Below are 22,896 nucleotides of genomic sequence, written 5' to 3' on the forward strand. Positions count from 1 at the left end.
AAACCATTGAAGGTTTCTCCTCGCACTATCTTACCGATTTATCGAACGTTCATCTCGCTTGGCTTTGAGCCTTTACGTCTATTGCAATCAAGCTGATTGATTTTATCCATTTCGTCTGAAGTAAGCGCAAAATCAAAGACATTGATATTCTCTTCGATGCGCGAAGGTGTCACAGACTTAGGAATAGCAATCGTATTATTTTGCAAATGCCAACGTAGAACAACCTGTGCTGGTGTTTTACCATGGGCTTCCGCAATGGCTTTAATGACATCGTCCTTTAAAACGTCGCCACCTTGGTCAAGTGGACTCCAGGCTTCTACAAAAATATCATGCTTCGCACAAAAATCTTTTAAAGCGTTCTGTGCTAAGTAAGGATGGCATTCCACTTGGTTAAGGACTGGCTTCACTTCACATTCTGCGAAGAGACGCTCAAGGTGCTCGATGTCAAAGTTACATACACCAATGGCTTTGACACGCCCCTCTTTATACAGCTTTTCCATCGCTTTATATGTATCAACATATTGATCATATTTTGGAGTTGGCCAATGGATAAGGTATAAATCAACGTAATCCAAGCCCAATCTTTCTAAACTTTCATCATAGGCACGAAGCGTGTTGTCATAGCCTTGATCGCTATTCCATACTTTGGTCGTGATGAAGAGATCTTCACGTGGAATACCGGATTCCTTGATGGCTCTACCGACACCCTTTTCATTCTTATAAATCATCGCTGTATCGATAGAAGTATAACCTGATTTAAGAGCCTTTGCTACTGCATCTGTTGCTTTTTCATCTTCTACCTGCCAAACACCAAATCCAAGCTGAGGCATTTTTAGACCATTGTTTAATGTCACGAAATCCATCGGAACACTCCTTTTCGATTCATTCTTGATTAGTATACAAAGTTTTCATGCAATTTGTCACTTCTTATGCTTTTAGTTAACCTTAATTTGTTATTATAGTGAATATAAACACATCTGTGCAAGATTTAAAGGAGATGACACTGTGCGAAGTACGCTGATCGGCATTTTTTCTGCACTTTTCTTTTCAGTTACTTTTATTTTAAATCGTGCGATGGAACTTGATGGCGGGAGCTGGGTGTGGAGTGCTTCATTCCGGTTCTTTTTTATGCTTCCCATACTCCTAGTCATTGTCGGCTTTCAAAAAAACATCATGCCCGTTTTAAGACATTTAAAGACCCACCCTCTTCCTTGGCTTATTTGGAGCACTGTGGGCTTTGGACTCTTTTATGCACCCATGACGTTTGCCGCTGCATACGGCCCCGGGTGGTTGGTGGCAGCCACCTTTCAACTGACGATTATTGCTGGCACTTTGTTAGTTCCTTTCTTAAGTCCAAAGTCTGCCTCGAAACAAAAAATACCCCTTCGAAGCCTATTGATCTCTTTCGTTATTCTTTTAGGGGTTTTTCTCATCCAATTTACTCATGCCGATGTGGTCTCTCCGCTTAGCGCGCTTTTGTGTATCGTGCCACTGATCCTCTCGGCTTTCGCCTACCCGCTCGGCAATCGCCAAATGATGCAAGTGGTTGGAGAGACCCTTAACACGTTTCAACGTATACTTGGGATGACCATTGCCAGCCTCCCTTTTTGGCTTCTTCTTTCCTTATATGGAGTGACAACTCAAGGTTTACCCACTTCGGGCCAACTCTTACAAACTTTAATTGTCGCTCTATCTTCAGGCATTATTGCAACAGCCTTATTTTTTTATGCGACCGAACGTGTTAAAGGTGATAATCAAAAGCTGGCTGCTGTTGAAGCAACACAGTCAGGGGAAGTCATCTTTGCCTTACTGGGAGAATTGCTCTTTTTAAATGCTCCTCTTCCCGATTTCTATTCCATTATTGGTATTCTTCTTGTTATCATCGGAATGATTTTTCATAGCCTTCAATCTGTCACTAGGAAAACGGAGAGGCAACGAATGAATACTGTTGGATAAAGGAGTGACTATATTGGATATGGTATAATAATCCAAAACAAACGCATTTCTTTTTCAGGAGGATGTCTATGAATGAGCACATACGTACCAGTAACATCGAGCGCTTTACCGGATTTAGCGATCTCTATAATCAAAATCGTCCAAGCGCACCACAAGAAGTTGTCAAGATTTTAACGACCTACTTACAAAAGCGTCCACAAAGAATAATGGATGTTGGCTGTGGCACCGGTCTTTCTTCATTTATATGGTTGGATCATGCGGATCACATTACTGGTGTTGAACCAAGTGATGATATGCGAGCCGTTGCACTAAAACGTTGGCAGGAACAAAATGAGCCCTCTCAACTTAAATTTGTAGAAGGACTCTCTCACCAATTGGATGCTCCATCTGAATCCGTTGATATTATTACATGCTCACAGTCCTTTCACTGGATGGAACCGGAGAGTACGTTAAAAGAATTTGCTCGCGTCCTTCGTCCAGGGGGGATTTTTGCCGCCTATGATTGTGATTGGCCCCCGGCCTTCAATTGGGAGATTGAAGAGCGTTACAAGCAACTCATTGCCCTTGCTGATAGCCGGGCACGCCAGCTCGCAGAACAAGATAAACAGGCGCACAAGTGGAACAAGAGCGAACACCTTCAACATATTCGTGAATCCGGATTATTCCGATTTTCTAAAGAAATCGTCTTTCATAACTGGGAAACATGTGATGCAACCCGATATGCCAATATCGCCCTTAGCCAAGGGGGACTACAAACAGCTTTGAAATTAGGAGCAAACGAACTTTCTTCATTATTTGAGGACTTCCGAAAAGAGGTCGAGAACACTTTTGCGGGAGAGACAAGGGAAATTCTTTTTAGTTATCGCATGCGCATGGGGATTAAGTGATAAATCTTTTTTACATAAGAAAGACGGACACTGAAACATTTTAATCCAAAAATGCACGGTCAACAGCAGGTTCATTAGAGCAGCGATCACGCTCTTCTTGCTAACCATATTTTATACCTCAAACTAAAAGGAACTGGGCGACTCCATTTTAAAGGGGCATACGCTCAGTTCCTTTTTAGATTATTAACGCCTCAATTACTTTCTTATGTTACTCATAATAAATCCACTTTCTGGAAGTGTCGGCATTTTAACATGACTTACCGTCAAATCTTGATCCTTAAGGACATCATATTTCATGTGGTTGGCTAGAAATTCTACGCTTACCCGCATAATATCGATCGTGACGTGTTCTCCCGGGCACCGATGTCCCATGTAAGGATCCCCACCGCCCTGAGGAATGAGATCAAAACAGCTACTTTCCCATTCCGTAAATCGATCTGGGTTAAACTGATCTGGCTCCTCCCACAGCATTGGATCATGGGTCGTTCCATAAAGGTCCAATAAAACCATTGTCCCTTTTTTAAAGGATTGGTTTTGCCATTCAAAATCCTGCTTAACGTTTGCTCCAAGAAAAGGAGCAAAAGGATAAAAACGGCGAACCTCTTGAACAAACCAATACGTATAGTCATCGTTTGCGTTCTTCCTAATTTTCTCTAAACACTCAGGATTCTCATAAAGAGCCAGTGCCTCAAAAGTAATATAGGTAGCTATAGCTACAATCGGTCTGACGATATTAATCAGTTCCACGGCAGCCACTTGGAGGTCAAGAAGGTTTCCGTCTAGATCACGGTGAAAGGCCATCGCATAGGCCGCTGTTTCCTCGGGGACTTGGATCTCCTCTTTTCTTATCTTATCGATGATATCTTTTATCCATTCTTCTTCCCGCTTCCTCGCCTTTCTTCCCCGCCAATGACGAGGGCCCACAGCCCCAAAAGCATCTACCATATTTCCGTAATCCCTTGCCCGGACTTTAACCTCGGCCTCTTTAAGCGGAACACCCGCCCATTTACAAGCCACACGGCATAATAATTCCTGAGCCTCATCGAAGAGAATCATTGTTTCTTTATTTACCCACTTATTCAGACTGTTTTCCCACTCCTGTTTTGTGAGGATTTTAAGCGTCTCTAGCCTCGCGGGTGTCATTAGGGACATGAACAACGCCTTTCGATGCTGATGAGCCTCACCATCCATCGTCTGAACACCGTTTTCTCCAAATAAACTTTTCTGTATTCTCTTAGGAATTGCACCATGACGCTGCATTTTTTCAGAATCATAAAAGAGTTCGGCGGCTTCTTCACCGCTGATACAAAACGCCTCTTTTCCTATAAGACGTGTTTGAAAAAGATGAGATTGAAATTGCTGACACCTTTTTTGAATAAAGGGATAACCCTCTTGCAAGAGTTCCAGTGTACTATCTAACGTTTTGTCCTTAGGGGGTTGTTCACTCGAGTGCATAAATCATAATCTCCTTAGCCTTGGCCATTTTTTTCGATTTATCATTTGCTCAGAGCTTATAATTTATTCTTCTTAAGGTTGGGCTATGATAAGCCTTAATGCACAAGTAAAACTGGGTTGCGTCCTATATTTCCCATATTTCCTATCCCAACCTCCAGACCGCAAATCATCTGCAAGCGCTTTGACATAGCGATTTTCTAGATCATCCGAAATGAAGCCCCATGCCGATTGTGCTTTTCGTACTTCCTTTTCTAAAAAAGCTTCAGGTCGTCCATAAAAGGCTTCTTGAAATCCGTCAATACAATCAAATGGAACAGCGATAGACTTCACATCACAAGACCCACCTAAAGCTTGAGTAATGACATCAATGGGCGGATACCGTCGCTTCTCGACTGCAATTATTTCCGGGAAATATTCTGCGTTCCAAAAAAGATCAAGAGATTGGGGGTCAAAGGTCAAAATAACGACTTGATTCCGGGTTACCCTTCTTAATTCCTGCAACCCTTTGCGAAGATCACTCCAATGGTGAACCGTCACCATAGCCATAGAAGCATCAAAGGCGTGATCATCGAATGGAAGGGCTTCTGCTGTCCCTATTATTGCGGGACCCCTGTTGGCTATTCGTCGTTGCTGACGCATGACTTTAGAGGGCTCAAGCGCTACAACATAGCGATCCTCAGGCTCATAGGACCCCGCACCTGCCCCGACATTTAAGACTGTTCTGGCAGAGCCTAAAGCTGAATGCACATGACTCGCTATCCTTGGATCTGTGCGTCGAATTGTCGAGTATTTTTGTCCATGCTGATCATAATTAAAACCTAAATTCTCAATGCTCATCTTCAATCACTCCTTTTTTAAATCGTCTTTTGGTTATTTATACTTTATAATGATCTTAAATATAAAACAAATATATATTTTTTAATAAATCATAAATTTTATTTATGAAAGGAGAGTACACTATGAATCTCCATGCCCTCCGACTTTTTTACACTGTAACAAAGTGCGAGAGTGTCACCGCTGCAGCTGAGCAGTTAAGAATTAGTCAACCTGCAGTGACTGCTCAAATCAAAAAATTTGAAAGAGAATTAGGACTGCCTTTATTCAAACCAAAGGGCCGAGGTGTTATATTGACCGAATTTGGTGAAAGCCTAGCAAAACAAGCCAAACATCTCTTTGCCTTAGAACAGCACATGGAGTCTACCATAGAAGCCTTCCTTTCAGGAAAAAAAGGCAAGATTCGTATTGTCGCAACCTATCTGCCCGCTAACTTTCTTATTCCAGAATGGGCCGCTACCTTTAAAACCCAATATGAGGAAGTGGACATCACCATTACCACCACTAACTCTCAAGGGGCCTTTGAGCAATTAAGTAGCTACGAAGCAGATATTGCAGTATATGGGGGTGGCGCTGCTCATCATCCTGACACCATAGCATGGGAAGAGCTTTTTGAAGACGAACTATGGTTTGTTGTAGCTCCGCAACATCACTATGCCCACCAAGAGGTATCCTTAGAAGAAATGATGACAGAACCCTTCATCATGCGGGAGGAAGGCAGTTCCACAAGAGAACGGTTAGTCGCACTCTGTCAATCTCATGACATTAAGCCGCCAACAGTAGCCCTGCAGTTTAACGGTCTCCATGAAGCCATTCGAACCGTTATGGCTGGTTACGGTGTCAATTTTATTTCATCACTGGTGGTTCGTGACTATGTTGCCCGTGGTGAATTAGCAAGAGTTAAGGTTCGTGGTCTAAAGCTTGTTAACAAGATCGCCCTCTGCACACGGAAACACGACACACGATCCCCTCTGGTCAATCATTTTATAGAGACTGTAAAGAAAAATGTTTAAAAGTGAAAGCTATGATTAAAGGCAAGCGCTCTACAATAAGAACACTTGCCTCTCTTTACTCATCTACATCATCCTCATTTATTATTGCAAATAATTGATGATCTTCCCATTTCCCGTTAATCTTTACATTTTCCCTTGAAAGTCCCTCTTTTTGGAAGCCCGCTTTCAACAAGACCTTCGCCGAGCCGATATTATGAGGCATAACACCAGCCTCAATTCTATGAAGTCTAAGGGTCTGAAAAGCGTAATCGACGACTAAGCGGACAGCTTCTGTCATATACCCCTTACCATTTTGCTCTTGGTCTAGGAAATAGCCGATCCAACAGCTTTGGAGGTTTCCTCTTGCAACTTCAAAGAGCGTGATTTCTCCAATTAATTGCTCTGATTCTCTTAAATAGATAACGAAAAAATAACCCTGATCTGCTTCTGCAGATGATTTATTGGTCTTGATTCGTTCTAACTGTCCTTCGAGGGTATAAAAATCATCTTTACGGCTTCCTGTATACAATTGAAAAAAATCCTTATTTTTTAATTCAAGCGCTAAAAGCACCTCAGCATCTGCTTCCTCCACCAACTTTACGTAGATCCTATCACCCATTAATGTCGTCATCTCATCTCTCCTTATTGAGAAGATAAAAAATCTCTCCAACTGATGATTGCACAAATAACAACTCACAGCATTTTCTTCAATATATCACAAAAGTCTAAGTGCTTAATCTATGTTTTTCCTAATTCTATGTTTTATTTTAATTCTAGAGGGAATGAAACAAATAGGAGGGATAACATGAGATCGAAAAAGCCAGCAACTAAAATTGCCACTGCTTCGTTGCTCTCACTCTCGCTTTTAGGTTTAGGTGTGCCGTCCTTTATGGGATCGGCTGATGCTGCTTCAGGACCATCTGTGACTTCATCTCAAAAAAATACAAAGGCCATCACAACCCTTAATCAGCTTTACAATCAAGCGTTCTCGGGAGAAATGCCGAAACTAGTTCATGGCCTTAAGGTGGACACAAGCACGATTGACGATGTCCATCATCAAATAGGCTTGCCGGAAGAGCCTGCTCAACCCGATGACCCCTTCGAAAAATATCATGGTTCCATGGGACAAGCAAGTTACGCCTTTGCTTATGGGGCTACAGGAAGAATCGCAGAAATACGCTATTTCGGCACTCAAATTGAGCGCCAGCAAAATCTTGGCGGCATCACTCCAGCGGTATTAAGTCAACAAATCGGAAGTGCCGACCACATTCTATCCGTACCCGAAACTAATGAAACAGATTACGTCTACCAAACAGGAAATTATGAACTCCATTTCGTTGTTGGAGAAGACCAAACAGTAGACCATGTTAATTTAAAAGCAATTGCAAAGTAATCCTTTGAGGAGCAGGGAGATCTGCTCCTTTTACTTGTTCATTAAGACTGCTGTGGGATTTTCCCTTGATCAATAGTCAATCATTTTTTATCCATTTTGAGCATTAGGCTGACCCTTTTAAAAAAATTTCCTTTAATAAAGTTCATTCCACCCTATGAGAATATTAATCCTCATCCTCGTTCATCCTATAACTATCTGTTTGTTCCTATGGAGGCGAAAACCATGGTTCCTAAAAAAGTCACGAAAACCTATTGTTTTAGTGAGTATGATCCTTTAAAGCAAGTGGTTTTATGCCAACCCCAACACATGATGATACGAGATGTCATCAATCAAACGCAAGAGCATTTTAAAGAGGAAGGCATCGATATTGAACGCGCCGTTCAACAGCATCATGAGCTCGTAAAAACCCTTCGTTCGTATAATATTGATGTTCGATTATTACAAAGTGACAAAAAATACCCTGAACAAGTTTTCACACGTGATATTGGCTTTACTCTCGGCCACTCTATTTTCGTTGCTAAAATGGCGAGCGACGTGAGAAAGGGAGAGGAGGATGTCCTCAAACAATGGCTTGAAGAAGAAAAAATTTCTTATTATAACTTAATTGAGGATCGCATTGAAGGTGGGGATGTCATCATTGACAGAGACACCATCTATATCGGATTAAGTAACCGGACAAATCAAGGGGCCGTCAACCATTTAAAAACTTTTTTAACTCGGTTTAACATTGTTCCTATCCCCTTTACGGAAACCTTCCTACACCTTGATTGTGTCTTTAATGTTATTTCCCCAGAAATTGCTTTAATTTTCCCTGAAGCTCTCACTAAAGAGGATATTAAATACTTCCAATCACGGTACGAGCTGATTGAGGTGACAAAGGAAGAACAATTTACCTTGGGGACTAATGTTCTCTCTATCGGCAATAACCGAATCCTGAGTTTACCCATAAATCGGAAGGTTAATGAGGAGCTCCGAAAGCGGGGATTCGAGGTCATCGAAGTCGACTTATCAGAAATTATCAAATCAGGAGGCTCTTTTCGCTGCTGTACGTTACCCATCGTGCGTTATCATGAATGATATTTTAGGAAACATGGCTTATACTATTCAAAAAACCAAGCCCCTACTTGTTCAGCAGGGGCTTGGTTCTGATGATTTTTATTATTTTGCATGCACGCTCGTCGGATGAAAGTCAAGTCCTGATTGTACAGCTTCAATATGACCGGCACGGATAACATAGTCTCCAAAGTGCTCGCCTTCTCGGCGCTCTTTGGCATATTCCAAGAGGAGTGGGCGAAGATTTGCTAAAATCTCTTCTTCTCCAATATTTTCACGATATAATTTATTTAAACGCTCACCAGCAAATCCGCCTCCGAGATACATATTGTACTTTCCAGGGGCCTTGCCAATAAACCCAATTTCAGCCAGCGCTGGACGGGCACAGCCATTAGGGCAGCCAGTCATACGGATCACAATATCTTCATCACGTAACCCTGCCTCTTCAAGGACGGCTTCTAATTTATCGAGTAAGGAAGGCAGATAGCGTTCAGATTCAGCCATCGCTAACCCACACGTTGGAAAAGCCACACAGGCCATTGAATTTCGCTTTAAAGCGGTATGATGTCTCCCTTCAGTTAATCCATATTGTTCAACAAGTGCTGTGATTTTTTTCTTTGCTTGTGGACTCACATTAGCAATAATCACATTTTGATTGCCTGTGAACCTGAAGTCACCTTTATGCACTTTGGCAATTTCCCTTAGCCCTGTCATCAAGGGGTAATCATCAAAATCTTTGACCCGCCCGTTTTGGATAAAGAGTGTCAAATGCCACTTTCCATTACTGCCCTTCACCCACCCATAACGGTCTCCATTGTGGTCAAAGTGGTAGTCACGCGCCTTTTCAAGTGCCCAACCCAATCTTTCATTGAGTTCGTTGAGAACCCAATCGACACCTCTAGCATCAATGGTATATTTAAAACGAGCATTTTTTCTATTGGAACGATTCCCGTAGTCGCGTTGGATCTTTAAGACATTCTCAGCCACTTCAATTATTTTTTCTTTAGGTATAAAACCTATAATCCGACCGATTTGCGGGTACGTCGTTGGTTCTCCATGGGTCATTCCCATGCCCCCACCCACTGAAACATTGAATCCCTTTAATTTACCCTCTTCCAGAATTGCAATAAAGCCCAAGTCCTGTGAAAAAACATCAATATCATTAGACGGAGGAACAGCAATCCCTATTTTAAATTTTCTTGGCAAATAATGTTTTCCATAAATAGGTTCGACTTCTTCCTCATTCTCCCGGCTATCGACGATTTTTTCATGGTCCAACCAAATTTCATGATAGGCCTTGGTCTTAGGTAATAAATGCTCACTCACTTGTTTAGCAAGATCATATACTTCAGCGTGGATTTCCGATTGATAGGGATTTGGATTACACATCACATTTCTATTCACATCTCCACAGGCCGCAATGCTATCCAATAATGCCCGATTCATTTCCTGAATACTTTGCTTTAGATTCCATTTCAAAATCCCATGAAATTGAATGGTTTGTCGTGTGGTTAGTCGAATGGAATGATCTGCATATTTTTGAGCAATTTCATCCATGACAAGCCATTGCTCAGGAGTGATCACACCACCAGGCGCTCGGACCCGGATCATAAACTGATAAGCAGGCTCTAATTTTTGACGCCGACGCTCATTTCGAATATCCCTATTATCCTGCTGATAGCTTCCATGAAATTTCAATAACTGATTATCATCCTCGGAGATGGCACCCGTAATAGGATCCTTTAAACCTTCAGCGATGGTTCCCCTAAGGTAATTGCTTTCGCCCTTTATCCGCTCATTATCACTTGGTTTCCCATTGCGAGTTAGGATATCTTCCTTGACCATTTTAAAACTCCTTCCAATAAATCTTCAAAGTATAAGTCCAATGGCATCAATAAACATCTCGTTGATAACGCTTCTGCTTGCGCAAATCAGTAAGGTAATTTTCAGCAGCCTCTTGATCCATACCGCCTTCTTGTTGAAGAATCGCCAATAGTGTATCGTGCACGTCTTTAGCCATATGCTTCTCGTCACCGCATACATAGACACTGGCACCTTCTTGTATCCATTGGTAAAGCTCCTTACTCTTAGCAAGCATACGGTGCTGGACATACACCTTTTCAGCAGTGTCTCGAGAGAAGGCAACATCCATTCTTGAGAGTACACCTTCCTTTAACCATCTCTGCCAATCCACTTGATAAAGGAAATCGGTTCTAAAATGTTGATCACCAAAAAATAGCCATGTTTTTCCCGTTGCCCCTATTTCTTCTCGCTCTTCTAAAAATGATCTAAAAGGGGCTACACCTGTGCCTGGACCAATCATAATAACGGGGGCATCAGGGTCGGCTGGTAATCTGAAATTAGGATTCTTATGGACATAGACAGAGAGTTTATCTCCCGGTTTGACACGCTCAGCACATTGCACAGAGCAAACACCCGCGCGATCGCGCCCATGAGCATGGAATCTCACTGTACCTATAGTCAAATGGACCTCATCTGGATTGGCTTTATAACTACTTGCAATCGAATAAAGTCGGGCCGGCAATTTCCGGAGAATCCCCAATATTTCCTTTGCCGGAACTTCCCAAGGGGAATAATCGTGCAATAAATCGAGTAAATCGCGGCCATCAATATAAGCCTTTAGCTTCTCCTCATTTCCAGGCGCCACCAACGCCTTAAGTTGACCATTGCTTGAAAGTTGTGCAGCCTTTTCCATGAGTGGCTTCGTGAGTATCGTAATTTCATAATGAGAAAGTAACGCTATCCGTAAAGGGACTTCTCCCACTTTATTAATGGTAACTGGGGCTTCAGGGTCCCACTGCATCTCAGCAATAATGCGGTCGACTAAAGCAGGATCATTTTCTGGGTAAATGCCCAAACTGTCACCCGGTTCAAATTCAAGATTAGAGCCTTCGAGTGACAATTCAAGATGGCGATTTTCCTTATTGGATCCCCGACCACTCAAATTCAAATTTTCTAAAACTTCCGCTTGAAAGGGATGCGTTCTTGAATATTTTGTGACCTGTTGGATGGTGGCTCCCGTTTGCAACTGTGCTATTTTAGTAACATTGGAATCCTCTACTTGACCCACCTGGGAGGAGTCCTGCAATTGACCTAAGACGCCTTCCATCCACTCGGCTGCTAAATCATCAAAATCAACGTCACAATCAACACGCGGATGCAATCGTTCTGCCCCTAATGCTTCAAGGCGCTGATCAAAATCTTTCCCTGTCTGACAGTAGAACTCGTAGGACTGGTCTCCTAGAGCAAGCACAGAAAAGCGTACATCCTTCAATTTAGGAGCCTTTCTACTATTCAAAAATTCATAAAATGACAGCGCATTGTCGGGGGGATCCCCTTCTCCATGAGTCGCTGTAATAATTAATAAATCTTGGACTTTCTTCAAATCCTTTGTTTTAAAATCATCCATAGAAGAGAGAACCACTTTAAATCCTTTTTCCTCTAACTTCTGGCTTAGGTCTTCTGAAAGTGCTTGACAGTTACCGGTCTCCGAACCAAAGAGTACAGTCACCTCTCGCGTTGCTGATGGCTTAATAGACTGTGGAGAGTTTCCCGCAACTGGTTGATTCTTTGCCCGAGATTCAGGCGTCATTAAAAAGGCAGCTGTCTGTGGGGCAGCTAAATATCCACTGAGCCAGATTTTTTGAGTCTCAGTTAATGTAGGCAAAAGTTGATTAAGGATTTCTGTTTGTTCTTGATTAAAGGGACTATTCGTTACTTGCAACTGCAAAGATCTCCACCTCACAAAGGAATCCATCACTTTTTTGTTCCGTATTAAACGGGTCTGTAAGCTCCCACCTAGAGCCTTCTAAAAGGCAAAAGGATAGGGGGACACGGCCAACATCGCCCAAACCATTCAAGTGCCAGCGAATATATCTGTGCATGCTTACTTTATAACTAGGGCCAGCTTACTCCGGAATTTTCTCTATATTGTGTATTTCTATTTAACCATATCTATTCCGATATGTTAACTATGTTTTTGGAATTACTTTAAAAAAATTTTATAATCTCAAGCTTCCTACCTAAAACTAACTATTTTATTGTGAAGTCAACAGAGTAAGAATTCCGAATGGGGCTCACTGTAAGCGGAGAGGATTCCAAAAAGGGGAAATAAAAACCAGCCATACACACGCTCGGCTGGTAAAGAAGGAGATAATTTTTATCAATTCTATTTTTGGAAATTAAGACTGATATTTAAGATTAAAAATTTCACGATCATGCTCAGCAATTTTATGGTATATAAACTGAAGATCAGCTTTCCTTACCATTTCCTTTTCGATTATGTCCACTCTACCAGACAATTCACTCACCTTAACCGACAATTCATTCACCGCTGTTTTAATGTAAGGAATATCCGCAACATCCTCTTTGGTTGCGAAGTTTGCTAAATCATCCTTCGTTGCGAAGTTTGCTAAATCATCCTTCGTTGCGAAGTTTGCTAAATCATCCTTCGTTGCGAAGTTTGCTAAATCATCCTTCGTTGCGAAGTTTGCTAAATCATCCTTCGTTGCGAAGTTTGTCAAATCATCCTTCGTTGCACAGTTCGATAAGTCTGCCTTTGTCGCCATGTTCTGTTTCATGTCTTGAATCTCATTAAAGATCCTATTCAGTAACTCCTCACTCATTTGACTCACCCCCTTTTCTTTTTATTATATCATAACTTCCCAAAATAGCAAACACTTGTTCCTATCCAGTAGAATAAAAGGAAAACCTCCCTATAGTCATTTCTAGGATCTTTTTGTACCATATAATAAAAAGTAAAAAGGAGGCATTTTATGCACCAGACACTTATCAGCGCTAACGATACCTGGGTCTTATGGGCAATTCTCGCTGGATGGGCAGCAGTGAGCATTTACTTAGAGCAACGCTTCAAATGGGCGGCCAAATTAACAGGCGCCATCATCGCACTGCTCGGTGCTCTTATTCTTTCTAATTTATATATTATTCCTACAGATGCCCCTACTTATGACGCTGTGTGGAATTATGTCATTCCGCTCGCCATTCCACTATTGCTTTTTCAAGCCAATCTAAGAAAAATATGGAATGAAAGTGGCCGCATGCTGATCATCTTCTTGATAAGCTCTATTGGTACTGTTGTAGGAGTGACGCTCTCATTTTTCTTCTTGAAAAACGCGATCCCAGATCTTGACAAAATTGCGGGAATGGAAACAGGCTCATATATTGGAGGAAGTGTTAACTTTGCTGCCCTAGCCGCTAAATTTCATACACCAGGCGAACTCGTTTCTTCTGCAATAGTAGCAGACAACCTTTTAATGGCCTTTTACTTTTTTATTTTAATTGCCATGCCCGCTCTTAGCTTCTTTCGTAAACATTTTAGAACGCCCTATATCGATGCCATAGAAAAAGATAGCACGAGTGGTGCCAATAACCAGGCCGCTTCCTACTGGAAGGGAAAAGAGGTCTCTTTAAAAGACATTGCCCTCGCTGCTGGAAGTGCTTTTGTTCTTGTTGCCCTTTCTTTTAAACTTGCGAATTGGTTTGATAAGCTAATCCCATCAGGGGATCATGTGAATTTCTTTTATAACTTACTTAATGGTTTATTTGGTGATCATTACTTAATGTTGACGACCATAACCGTCTTAGCTGTTTCTATCTTTCACCGGTTCTTTGAGAATATTAATGGTGCCCAAGAACTCGGTACCTATCTCATCTACATTTTCTTTGTCGTCATTGGCGTCCCTGCCTCTGTGCCTTTACTGATTGAAAATGCCCCATTGCTTCTGATCTTTGTCCTTATCATCATTATTGGCAATATGATTGTAACTCTTATCTTTGGTAAACTCTTCAAGTTCAGTTTAGAAGAAATGATCCTCGCGAGCAACGCTAATGCAGGTGGACCGACGACGGCTGCAGCCATGGCCATCGCTAAAGGATGGACCGAGCTCATTGTTCCAATATTAGTTGTGGGCACGCTCGGTTATATAATCGGGAATTATATTGGTACTGCTATGGAATACCTCCTTTCACATGTTATGTAATGAAAGGGAGCTGTGAATTCTCAGCGATCGGCTCAACTTTTTACGACTAAAGTAGGAGGGGATTCCATCGAATGAGCCGATGTCATCTGATAACCTTGTGATTAAAGTGAGGAAAAAACAATAAGAAATGAGTGAAAGATGATGCGCATTCAGCACTTACACTTAGAGACTTATCACCTTGAAGAAATGAAGGATTTTTATGTTAATACGCTCTTGATGGAGCTTGTCCGTGAACACCCAGACACTTTTATGGTTCAAATCGGCGACTCATTCATCACTTTTAAACGTAGTCAGAGTCTTCCCTATTATCATTTTGCCTGTCTCATCAATACACAAGGATTTCATGATATCACCCTCCGGCTTGAAGCCAAAAATCTCGGCCTCGAACGCGGGTACTCAAAATTATGGCAAGCTGAACAATTTTATTTTAAGGATCCGGACGGGAATATCGTGGAGATACTAGGAAGAGAAGAACAAATGCCAACATTATCATCTCCTTGGATTAGAATTGTAGAAGTGGGCCTTCCTTCTCCCAATATTGAAACAGTAAAAGAAGGTCTTGTCCCACTTCCTAATCAATATAAGGATGATTCAGAGACCTTCCAATTTTATGGGGATCAAGACGGTGTCTTCGTCCTCGTAAAGGAAGGACGCCATTGGTACCCCACCAATAAAGGAGCGACCATACATCCCATAAGCATCGATATAGCATTACAAAAAGAATTTCGCTTTGACGTCCCTAATCTTCCTTACTTTATGAATAGCTCAAAGCCATGGTCTGACAAAATGCCCGTGACGCAAATGAGAGTCGCCCGGCCTACAGATCGCTTTGACGATGTCGTCCGATTCTATCAAGAAGGGTTAGGTCTACATCCTGTTACTTCCTTCGCTGGGCATCAAGGTTATAAAGGCGTCGTCTTTGGCTTACCTGACGTTCGTTATCAACTGGAATTTACCCAGCATGAAGAAGGCAGTCCTTGTCCTGCGCCAACAAAAGATAACTTACTTGTTTTCTATATACCAGATAAACAAGCGCAAGATACCATCGTTCAGCGGTTGCATACGATGGGCTACCACTCCGTTCCACCTGAAAATCCGTATTGGGAGAAGAGCGGAGTGACCTTTGAAGACCCTGACGGCTGGCGAATCGTCCTTATGAATACAACGGGATTATCATCAGAGTCTTGATTCTTAGGAACCCTCACCGTTAAGTTTGAACACATCTCTCCTCCTTGCATATCTTAAAATGACATGACAAATGCGTATCTTTAAAGGAGACATGATCATGGACGAACAATTCTATGAAGGGTCGTATTATCCCAGTCGAATTATCCCGGGATTCCCTGGTGGCTTTCCGGGGGGGTTTCCCGGCGGTTTCCCAGGTAGTCCGCCATCAAGTGGACCACCTTCTTCAACACCGCAACCACAACAACCACCAGGACCGCCACCCAGTTTCACACCGCAATTACACGTGCCACAAGGTCAGCATCAAACCTTCGCGATCGATGCAGGGGCCATTCGTGGCTGCATGTTCCGCTGGACCTATATTTGGATGAGAGGCAACCAACAGTTTTGGTTTTTCCCTGTCTTCATCGGTCCCCGTTCTATTGCTGGTTTTAGATGGTATGGGCGAAGTTGGAGATTTTTCGGTGTGAATTTAAATCAAATTATACAATTTCAATGTCATTAGGCACCTGAGTTTAAACAAAATAAAAGGTGAGCGCTAGCTACTGTTACTTTTGCTAGTTCTCACCTTATTTTTTAGACCTATTTAAACCAAGCTATTTCTTTTATTGATACTCCTGTTCGATCAATGATCTTTTTTACCCTTGAACGGTTGTCAGGTTCAAGTTGTATTCCTATGCGCTCAGCAATGGTTTCAACAACCTCATCAATAGATAGGTTATCGGTTTGAATATGCTCTTGAAAAAGCGGCCGAGATAAACAATCCAGTCGCTCCTTCATTTGCTGATAGGCCCAAGACTTTTTCCCTTCCCATCTTTTTCTTAAACGCTTTTCTATCGTTTGAGTGGAAGCGAGTAAAGTAAAATGATTGACTTCAAAACCTTGATCTCTAAGTCTACCAATCATCTCTTCAAAATAGACCTCATGGGTTAGCGTCATCGGCGCAATAATGACACCCTTATAATCTTCAGCCACTTGCTTTAATAGTTTGTAATTCGCTTCTCGCCAAAGCGGATAATCTTGAAAATCACTCTTTGCGATTTCCTTTGGTACGTTTCGCATGAAAACATAACCAAAGCGTTCTGGGTCATAAACAAAGGCATCCTTTATTCTTCGATGAAGTTCATAGGCTGTTGTTGTCTTTCCTGCTCCAAACGTACCGTTGATCCATATAATCAAAGTATCACCTCAAATGGTTATTCGACATCTTATCAAGACCTTGTTTCAAGCGCCTAATCCATGCAACAAGCACCTCATAGTAATCTGGGATTTTATGAAAGACTTGGTTGCTGGTTCCTCATTATAAGTATGAACAGTCAATTGCGGTCATCTAAGGCGATCACTGTTTCACTATCAGAAAGATGCCTGCCTCTCCAGAAGATCGTATCACTCCTTTAGGTGAGCTTTTTCTAACAGTATATCACGCTCAGGTTTATATGCTCTCATCTTAGAAAACTTGGCTTCTCGCCAAGCCTTAATGGCGAATGCCAAAGTTACACTTATAAGGTCTTCCTCAAAGTTATACATTCTGACGTTATAAAAAAAACACGCTATCCTAGGTGCTACTAGAATAACGCGCTTCAAGGTCAATCATAAATTAAGATTCAATGTGTGCCTCGTTCTCCTCTTTTGGTTTCGAGGATAACACTTCTTTTTTCAAGAACCAGCTTAAAATGAAGGTTAAGATCATCGCTAAGAAAGAATAGAGATAAATATGTTGGAATGACTCGACAAACATTGTTTTTACCGTAATCATGAGAGACGATGGCAAACCCTCAGGAATCCCCCCTGCCGCAAGATCGTTCATGTGTTCCGTCATGCTTTTAGGAAGCTGTCCACCTAAACTGCTTAGCTTAGAAATAAGTGTTGACGATAGCAATGTTCCAAAAATACTCGTTCCTACTGTCGCTCCAATGGTTTGAAATAAAGGAACAGTCGCCAATGCAACCCCCTTATGTTCTTCTTCAACGGATTCTTGAACGATTAAGTTATCGCCGCCAAACAGAACCCCAAGTCCTAAACCTGATATAACAAAAAAGATAATGATATCGACGATCGTCGTGTTGATGCCTAGATGAAAGGCAAAGAGATAGAAGCCAATGACTGGCATCATAAAACCAATAGCGAATAATTCACGATAACGCACTTTTGTAAGAAGAAAACCACAGATCATCGCTGATCCAATCGCCCCGACCATCATCGGTAAGGTTAAATATCCCGCCTCTGTTGGCGTCAATCCTAACACATTCTGCGCAAAGTAAGGGAAGGATGAGAAAGCACCCATAAGTCCAAACCCGACGACAAAGACAATAATAGATAAGACTAAAATATTTCGATTCTTAAATAAATGTAATGGGACGATCGGTTCCTTCACCTTAGACTCTACCCAGATGAAAGTTCCTAATAAAAGTGCCCCTAAAACTAATAATCCGATAATAAAAGGTGATGACCATGCATAGCCTTCATTTTCCACAAGGACCGGTGTGATGAGCAAAGAAACGATAGAGGCAATCAAAAGGAAGGCCCCAGCCCAATCGATGATGACTTTCTTTTTTACTCTCATTTCACGTAAACCACTTGCTAAAAATAATGCGGCAATGATTCCAACTGGAATATTCACAAAGAAGATCCAGTGCCAATTCACTTGGTCAACAAAATAGCCACCCATTAACGGCCCTAATAACATCGGTATAAACATAATCGGTCCCATAAATCCTTGAACCTTTGCTCGCTGTTCAACCGGAAAAAGGTCACTTGAGATCGTCATCGCAAGCGGCATTAATCCCCCGGCGCCGACCCCTTGTATTCCTCGTCCAATTAACAACAGAGTCATTGAATCTGCACAACCACAGACGATTGACCCTCCAATGAAAAAGCCCATACAGATTAAGTAAATCGTTTTACGCCCGACTAAATCCGCCATTTTCCCTAAAATCGGCATAAAGGCTGACATCGTAAGCATATAGATGCCGGCAACCCAACCATAAAGCGATAGCCCACCAAGATCGCGAATAATTGTCGGCATTGCTGTATTTACAACCGTCTCATCCAATTCAGAAAAGATCAATCCGATGATCAATCCAATCATGACAATAATTTTATGACCCTGCTGCTTTGGAATCGCGGTGTCTTTATTCATTATGTTTTCCACTTTACCAAACCCCTTATTTAATTTGTAACGACATTATATAAAGGATTTGTGAACTGAATATGAACTATGAAAAATCGGGTTTCGGCAAGCCCTCATCAAAAAGGATCCCTCTTTCTATTCATCACCTTTAGTCACTTATTCCCTTAAACTTCTCTTTTAAAAATTTTTCTCATATGATTTCAGTTTGCAGGGTCCACTCTAGTCGCTTCACCCATTTTTGTTGTGTCTCTTCATCGGAACTTTGCACCTTATTAAGGATGATCCATAATTTATACAGACTATAAACCTTCATCAATTCCGGGGTGTAATGAACGTCCCGCTCCGCTTGATAGGCTTGTAAAAAGGTTTGATTCAGCTGATCGGCAATGGAGGGGTAATGCAGCTTCGTATTCCAACACGTCCAAGCTAAATCAACGAGCGGCGGTCCCCATTCTGCCCATTCCCAATCAATAGCGGTGAGATGATGGCCATCGGCAAGGACATTGTGAGACCCAAAATCTCCATGAGTCAGAGTCCATGGATGCTCCTGTGCACCTCTCTCTTCTAATAATGCCTTACTTTGTTTCATCAAAGTCTCGGGGACATAATTTAAATCAAATCGTATCCTTTTAAAGTCTGCCACACGAAGTCCCTGTTGTTCACCCGAATAGGGATGCGAATGAATGGCTGTCGCTAGTAGCTTTCCCATATCATGAAAAAGTTCAATTGAGCTTTTGAAATGGCCTGTATCCAATATCGCTTGTCCATTTTTTCCTTCTTTATAAGTAAACACAATTATTTGTTGCTGCTTCATCGAAAAAAGATCTCTTACTTCTGGTGTGAACGCACCTTGATTTAAAAACCTCAGGGTATTTGCTTCATTCTCCATATCCCCATTTGACCATTGCGCAATTTTCACAACAAGTGGCGGTTCCGTCGCCTCTAATAAATACACGGCATTAGTAAATCCACCCGTTAAACGCACAAGCTTCTTCGCTCCATATTGTTTCATTAAGTATTTTTCTAGCTCACAATCAAGCAAATCAAGCCCTCCCTTTTTCAAGGTATTCATTGAACTGAATATAACCCATTTTAATGGGATCTGGAAGCTTTTTTGCTCAACCCAATGGCATCTTTTACTTTCTTCCCTATAAGAAAAACCAGGCGAAAAGCATGCCCGGTCCTCATTATTAGTTGGCATTAAAAAGTTATTACCAAAATGCTTCGTCAGTATCAAGTGGATTGGAGCGGAAGACGCTCTGGCTCCTTCGGGAACAGCAACCAGCGTTACTTCACGAGTGAACTTCGAGTTGTTCCGAGAAAGCTGACGACGAAGCAATACGAGTAGACGCAGGAACAGGTGACTTTTAATCATAAATACTTTGGAACACACAGATAAACTATTCCAAAATGAGCTGAGGCCACTAAGGATGATCGGCTAAAAACGTCACGTCATTAAGGAACTTCGGCTAAGACCGTCACGTCCGTGTGACACCGCCGAAGCTAGCACTTCCTGTGCGTCGAACGCCGACCCTACCCACATCGTGTGAGCATGAGGAAAGCGAGCGTTCTGGAGCGGAAATCCACACCGTCCTGATGACCAGAAACTTTATACTTTCTTACCTTTTTTCCTGTCCTTAGATATGTGTCATTGTTGGTTCAATGTTATAGGCTTTTCGTTTGGTAAAGTCAATGTCCTTATAATATGTATCTTTAACAAGTATGTTCGGTCCAAGACACTTCACAGCTGGACAATGACAATGCGTACTTTTGGCTTCGGCAGTTTGTCTCCATTTATTATAGGCGTCAATCAGTCGTGTATCTTTAACATTACCGAAGCTTGGAATATCACCAAAATCGGTAACCGTTATTTCCCCATCAAAAATATTCACATTCAAACGAGATCTTCCATCAGGATCATTGCGCACTGAGACATTTTTCTCACCGTACAATCGAGACAAAAGTTCTCTATCTTTCTTATCAGAACTACATGGATAAAAAGGTAAGGTCCCAAACAACATCCATACACTTTGATCACGATGGTCTAATAAACGATGAATCCCCTCACGTATTTCATCTAAGGACGCGACACTTAAGGCACTCGCAAAATCACTTGGATACATAGGATGAACCTCATGCCTACTGCAACCCATTGCAACAATTTGGTCATGGATTGCTTCCAGATGCGGCAGCGTTCGGCTATTCAGCATGGTCTCCGCTGAGATAAACACCCCGCGCTCGCTCAGTGCTTTAGCATTTTCCACCATCCGATTGAAAAACTTTTCACGCACCGCATAGGCCGGTTTCTTCTCGAAGGCTCCAAAACCAATATCCGTAAAATCATCAATCCCTCCATAATTATGAGAGATGTGCAAGACATCAAGGTACGGTACAATGTAGTCGTAACGTTTAAGGTCCAATGTTAAATTAGAATTAATCTGAGTCCGAACACCACGGTCATGGGCATATTTTAACAAAGGCACCACATAATTTTTCACAGATGCTAAGGATAACATCGGCTCCCCGCCAGTGATACTTAATGCACGCAGATCAGGAACTTCTTCCAAACGGCGAATCATCATATCTACAGGTAGCGCATCAGGATCCTTTACTTGTAAGGTATAACCCACGGCACAATGCTCACATCGCATATTGCATAGCGTCGTTGTTGTAAATTCGACATTGGTGAGACGCATTTCCCCATATTGTTCGATATCAAGATAAGCTTCCCACGGATCGTTTGTGGGACTCATCGTTTGGTTTTTGACTCGCATGTTATGATCTCCCTTCCCAAAACAGCATTCCTTTATCATACCATAGGCTTAAAACCCAGGCACCAACCGACCATTGATTTCCACTCTATAACTCATGATATGCTCACCCCATCTTGCAAATGAAAGCGATTATGAAATAAAAAAAGAAGGTCACTCTTTAGGGCAATTCATCGAGAGATTCGATCATTGCACATAGAGTCACCTTCTTAAGATTTACCCTGCTTACCTACCCACGTTTACGTCCATCGACTTTTACGTTAACTGTAGTTCCCTTTTAAGCTTTTTCTTGAAGCTCACAGTCGATAAGACCACCCCTAGTTCATAAAGGAAAACAAGGGGAACGAGAACAATAAGTTGACTAATAAAGTCAGGAGGGGTCATGATCGCAGAAATAATCGCTAAGATTAAATACGCCGACTTGCGCATTTTTTTCAGCTTAGTAGGCGAAACAAGACCAAGGGATGTTAAAAACATCATCGTCATGGGTAATTCAAACAGTAAACCTAATGCAAGTGTTAAAGTCATCAAAAATGAAAAATACTGACGAGCAGTGACGACCATTTTGAATGACATTTCACCAAGATTCATAAGGAAATGAAAAACAATAGGAAAGACTGTAAAGTAACCAAAGGCCACACCGACTGCGAAACTAATAAATATGAAGGGAATATAGGTGAGAGCCACCCTACTTTCCGTCTGAGTTAACGCAGGTTTAATAAAGCGCCACAGCAAATAGCTAAGCACAGGGAGGGTTAAAGCAATCCCTAGTACACCCGCTACCCCTGCATAAAAACGAATGACATCTTGGGGACCCAGCAATACAACATCATATCCTCTTGTTAAAAAAGGAACAATCTTTGGCAAGGTGAATAAGCTCAGGCAGAACACGAGGACAAAAACTCCCCCCGAAATAAGTAATACTTTACGCAGCTCAGACACATGTTCAATGACCGTTTGATCTGCCTCCGTTGTAGATAATACATCCTCTGACAATGGCTTCACCTCCTTAACACTTTCTTCCACCTATTATTCATTTGGGGAATTCTTCTCTGGCTTCACGTCATCACTCATGATGTTATTGGCCGTCCGTTTGAATTCGGATAAGGTTTTACCAAACGCCGATCCAATTTCCGGAAGCTTTTTCGGCCCAAATATAATCAACGCAATAACCAAAATAATAATGAGCCCTGGAATACCGATATTTGAAAGCATGTTCC

General features: G+C 41.9%; 20 protein-coding genes and 1 pseudogene. 8 read left to right on the plus strand and 13 right to left on the minus strand.

All coding sequences use genetic code 11. The features are described from left to right. Positions 1-38 precede the first annotated feature (38 nt). Positions 39-863 carry an aldo/keto reductase gene (locus tag IEV91_RS05005; RefSeq protein ID WP_188496317.1) on the minus strand — a complete coding sequence of 275 codons (825 nt, stop codon included), beginning with the start codon at positions 861-863 and terminating at the stop codon, positions 39-41. A gap of 142 nt (positions 864-1,005) precedes the next feature. Here IEV91_RS05005 and IEV91_RS05010 point away from each other — a divergent pair, with 142 nt between their 5' ends. Further along, the gene (locus tag IEV91_RS05010; RefSeq protein ID WP_188496318.1) at positions 1,006-1,956 is read left to right on the plus strand and encodes a DMT family transporter; all 951 of its coding nucleotides are present in this window, start codon (positions 1,006-1,008) and stop codon (positions 1,954-1,956) included. 17 nt (positions 1,957-1,973) lie between these two features. Then, the gene (locus IEV91_RS05015; protein WP_268236353.1) at positions 1,974-2,843 is read left to right on the plus strand and encodes a class I SAM-dependent methyltransferase; all 870 of its coding nucleotides are present in this window, start codon (positions 1,974-1,976) and stop codon (positions 2,841-2,843) included. A 195-nt stretch (positions 2,844-3,038) separates the two neighbouring features. On the opposite strand, the gene cypC is transcribed toward IEV91_RS05015, so the two are convergent. Both cypC and IEV91_RS05025 read right to left on the minus strand, forming a co-directional pair. Then, positions 3,039-4,298 (minus strand): CYP152 family fatty-acid peroxygenase CypC, encoded by a 1,260-nt coding sequence (cypC, locus tag IEV91_RS05020; RefSeq protein ID WP_188496320.1) that lies wholly within the window; start codon positions 4,296-4,298, stop codon positions 3,039-3,041. A gap of 72 nt (positions 4,299-4,370) precedes the next feature. Beyond that, complete coding sequence (locus IEV91_RS05025; RefSeq protein ID WP_188496321.1) at positions 4,371-5,135, minus strand: class I SAM-dependent methyltransferase; 765 nt, start codon at positions 5,133-5,135, stop codon at positions 4,371-4,373. A 122-nt stretch (positions 5,136-5,257) separates the two neighbouring features. Here IEV91_RS05025 and IEV91_RS05030 point away from each other — a divergent pair, with 122 nt between their 5' ends. Beyond that, entirely contained in the window at positions 5,258-6,145 is an 888-nt protein-coding gene (locus IEV91_RS05030; protein ID WP_188496322.1) for a LysR family transcriptional regulator, read from the plus strand. A gap of 58 nt (positions 6,146-6,203) precedes the next feature. Here the strand turns inward: IEV91_RS05030 and IEV91_RS05035 are convergent. Beyond that, positions 6,204-6,755: pseudogene (locus IEV91_RS05035) on the minus strand (GNAT family N-acetyltransferase); the annotation flags it as partial. 174 nt (positions 6,756-6,929) lie between these two features. On the opposite strand from IEV91_RS05035, the gene IEV91_RS05040 reads away from it, so the two are divergent. Continuing rightward, positions 6,930-7,517, plus strand: a complete 588-nt coding sequence (locus IEV91_RS05040; protein WP_188496324.1) for a YjgB family protein — start codon at positions 6,930-6,932, stop codon at positions 7,515-7,517. A gap of 222 nt (positions 7,518-7,739) precedes the next feature. Continuing rightward, positions 7,740-8,594, plus strand: a complete 855-nt coding sequence (locus IEV91_RS05045; protein ID WP_188496325.1) for a dimethylarginine dimethylaminohydrolase family protein — start codon at positions 7,740-7,742, stop codon at positions 8,592-8,594. Positions 8,595-8,675: 81 nt separating this feature from the next. Here the strand turns inward: IEV91_RS05045 and cysI are convergent, their stop codons facing one another. The 3 genes from cysI to IEV91_RS05060 all read right to left on the minus strand — a co-directional run bounded on the left by cysI (position 8,676) and on the right by IEV91_RS05060 (position 13,216). Beyond that, positions 8,676-10,415 (minus strand): assimilatory sulfite reductase (NADPH) hemoprotein subunit, encoded by a 1,740-nt coding sequence (gene cysI / locus IEV91_RS05050; RefSeq protein ID WP_188496326.1) that lies wholly within the window; start codon positions 10,413-10,415, stop codon positions 8,676-8,678. A gap of 46 nt (positions 10,416-10,461) precedes the next feature. Continuing rightward, complete coding sequence (locus IEV91_RS05055; protein ID WP_188496327.1) at positions 10,462-12,321, minus strand: assimilatory sulfite reductase (NADPH) flavoprotein subunit; 1,860 nt, start codon at positions 12,319-12,321, stop codon at positions 10,462-10,464. Between the two features lie 451 nt (positions 12,322-12,772). Further along, the gene (locus tag IEV91_RS05060) at positions 12,773-13,216 is read right to left on the minus strand and encodes a hypothetical protein (RefSeq protein ID WP_188496328.1); all 444 of its coding nucleotides are present in this window, start codon (positions 13,214-13,216) and stop codon (positions 12,773-12,775) included. 150 nt (positions 13,217-13,366) lie between these two features. Between IEV91_RS05060 and IEV91_RS05065 the strand changes: the two genes are divergently transcribed. From IEV91_RS05065 to IEV91_RS05075, 3 genes are all read left to right on the plus strand, one after another. Then, positions 13,367-14,590, plus strand: coding sequence for a DUF819 family protein (locus IEV91_RS05065; protein ID WP_188496329.1), 1,224 nt, complete (start codon positions 13,367-13,369; stop codon positions 14,588-14,590). 786 nt (positions 14,591-15,376) lie between these two features. After that, positions 15,377-15,778, plus strand: coding sequence for a VOC family protein (locus tag IEV91_RS05070; RefSeq protein ID WP_188496383.1), 402 nt, complete (start codon positions 15,377-15,379; stop codon positions 15,776-15,778). A gap of 97 nt (positions 15,779-15,875) precedes the next feature. Next, entirely contained in the window at positions 15,876-16,280 is a 405-nt protein-coding gene (locus IEV91_RS05075) for a collagen-like protein (RefSeq protein ID WP_188496330.1), read from the plus strand. A 77-nt stretch (positions 16,281-16,357) separates the two neighbouring features. Here IEV91_RS05075 and IEV91_RS05080 read toward each other — a convergent pair whose 3' ends face one another. The 6 genes from IEV91_RS05080 to tatA form a co-directional block, all read right to left on the minus strand. Further along, positions 16,358-16,954, minus strand: a complete 597-nt coding sequence (locus IEV91_RS05080; RefSeq protein ID WP_188496331.1) for an AAA family ATPase — start codon at positions 16,952-16,954, stop codon at positions 16,358-16,360. Positions 16,955-17,372: 418 nt separating this feature from the next. Beyond that, positions 17,373-18,926 (minus strand): MDR family MFS transporter, encoded by a 1,554-nt coding sequence (locus IEV91_RS05085; RefSeq protein WP_229745414.1) that lies wholly within the window; start codon positions 18,924-18,926, stop codon positions 17,373-17,375. A 169-nt stretch (positions 18,927-19,095) separates the two neighbouring features. Then, positions 19,096-19,947: a phosphotransferase family protein gene (locus tag IEV91_RS05090; protein ID WP_188496332.1), complete on the minus strand. Its 852-nt coding sequence runs from the start codon at positions 19,945-19,947 to the stop codon at positions 19,096-19,098. 595 nt (positions 19,948-20,542) lie between these two features. Then, on the minus strand, positions 20,543-21,679 hold the full coding sequence (gene yfkAB / locus IEV91_RS05095) for a radical SAM/CxCxxxxC motif protein YfkAB (protein ID WP_188496333.1): 1,137 nt from the start codon (positions 21,677-21,679) through the stop codon (positions 20,543-20,545). A 252-nt stretch (positions 21,680-21,931) separates the two neighbouring features. Then, positions 21,932-22,672, minus strand: a complete 741-nt coding sequence (gene tatC / locus IEV91_RS05100) for a twin-arginine translocase subunit TatC (protein ID WP_188496334.1) — start codon at positions 22,670-22,672, stop codon at positions 21,932-21,934. Positions 22,673-22,705: 33 nt separating this feature from the next. After that, the gene (gene tatA, locus IEV91_RS05105; RefSeq protein WP_188496335.1) at positions 22,706-22,891 is read right to left on the minus strand and encodes a twin-arginine translocase TatA/TatE family subunit; all 186 of its coding nucleotides are present in this window, start codon (positions 22,889-22,891) and stop codon (positions 22,706-22,708) included. Between the last annotated feature and the right edge of the window lie 5 nt (positions 22,892-22,896).

Source organism: Pullulanibacillus pueri, from assembly GCF_014639255.1.
Lineage (GTDB): Bacteria > Bacillota > Bacilli > Bacillales > Sporolactobacillaceae > Pullulanibacillus > Pullulanibacillus pueri.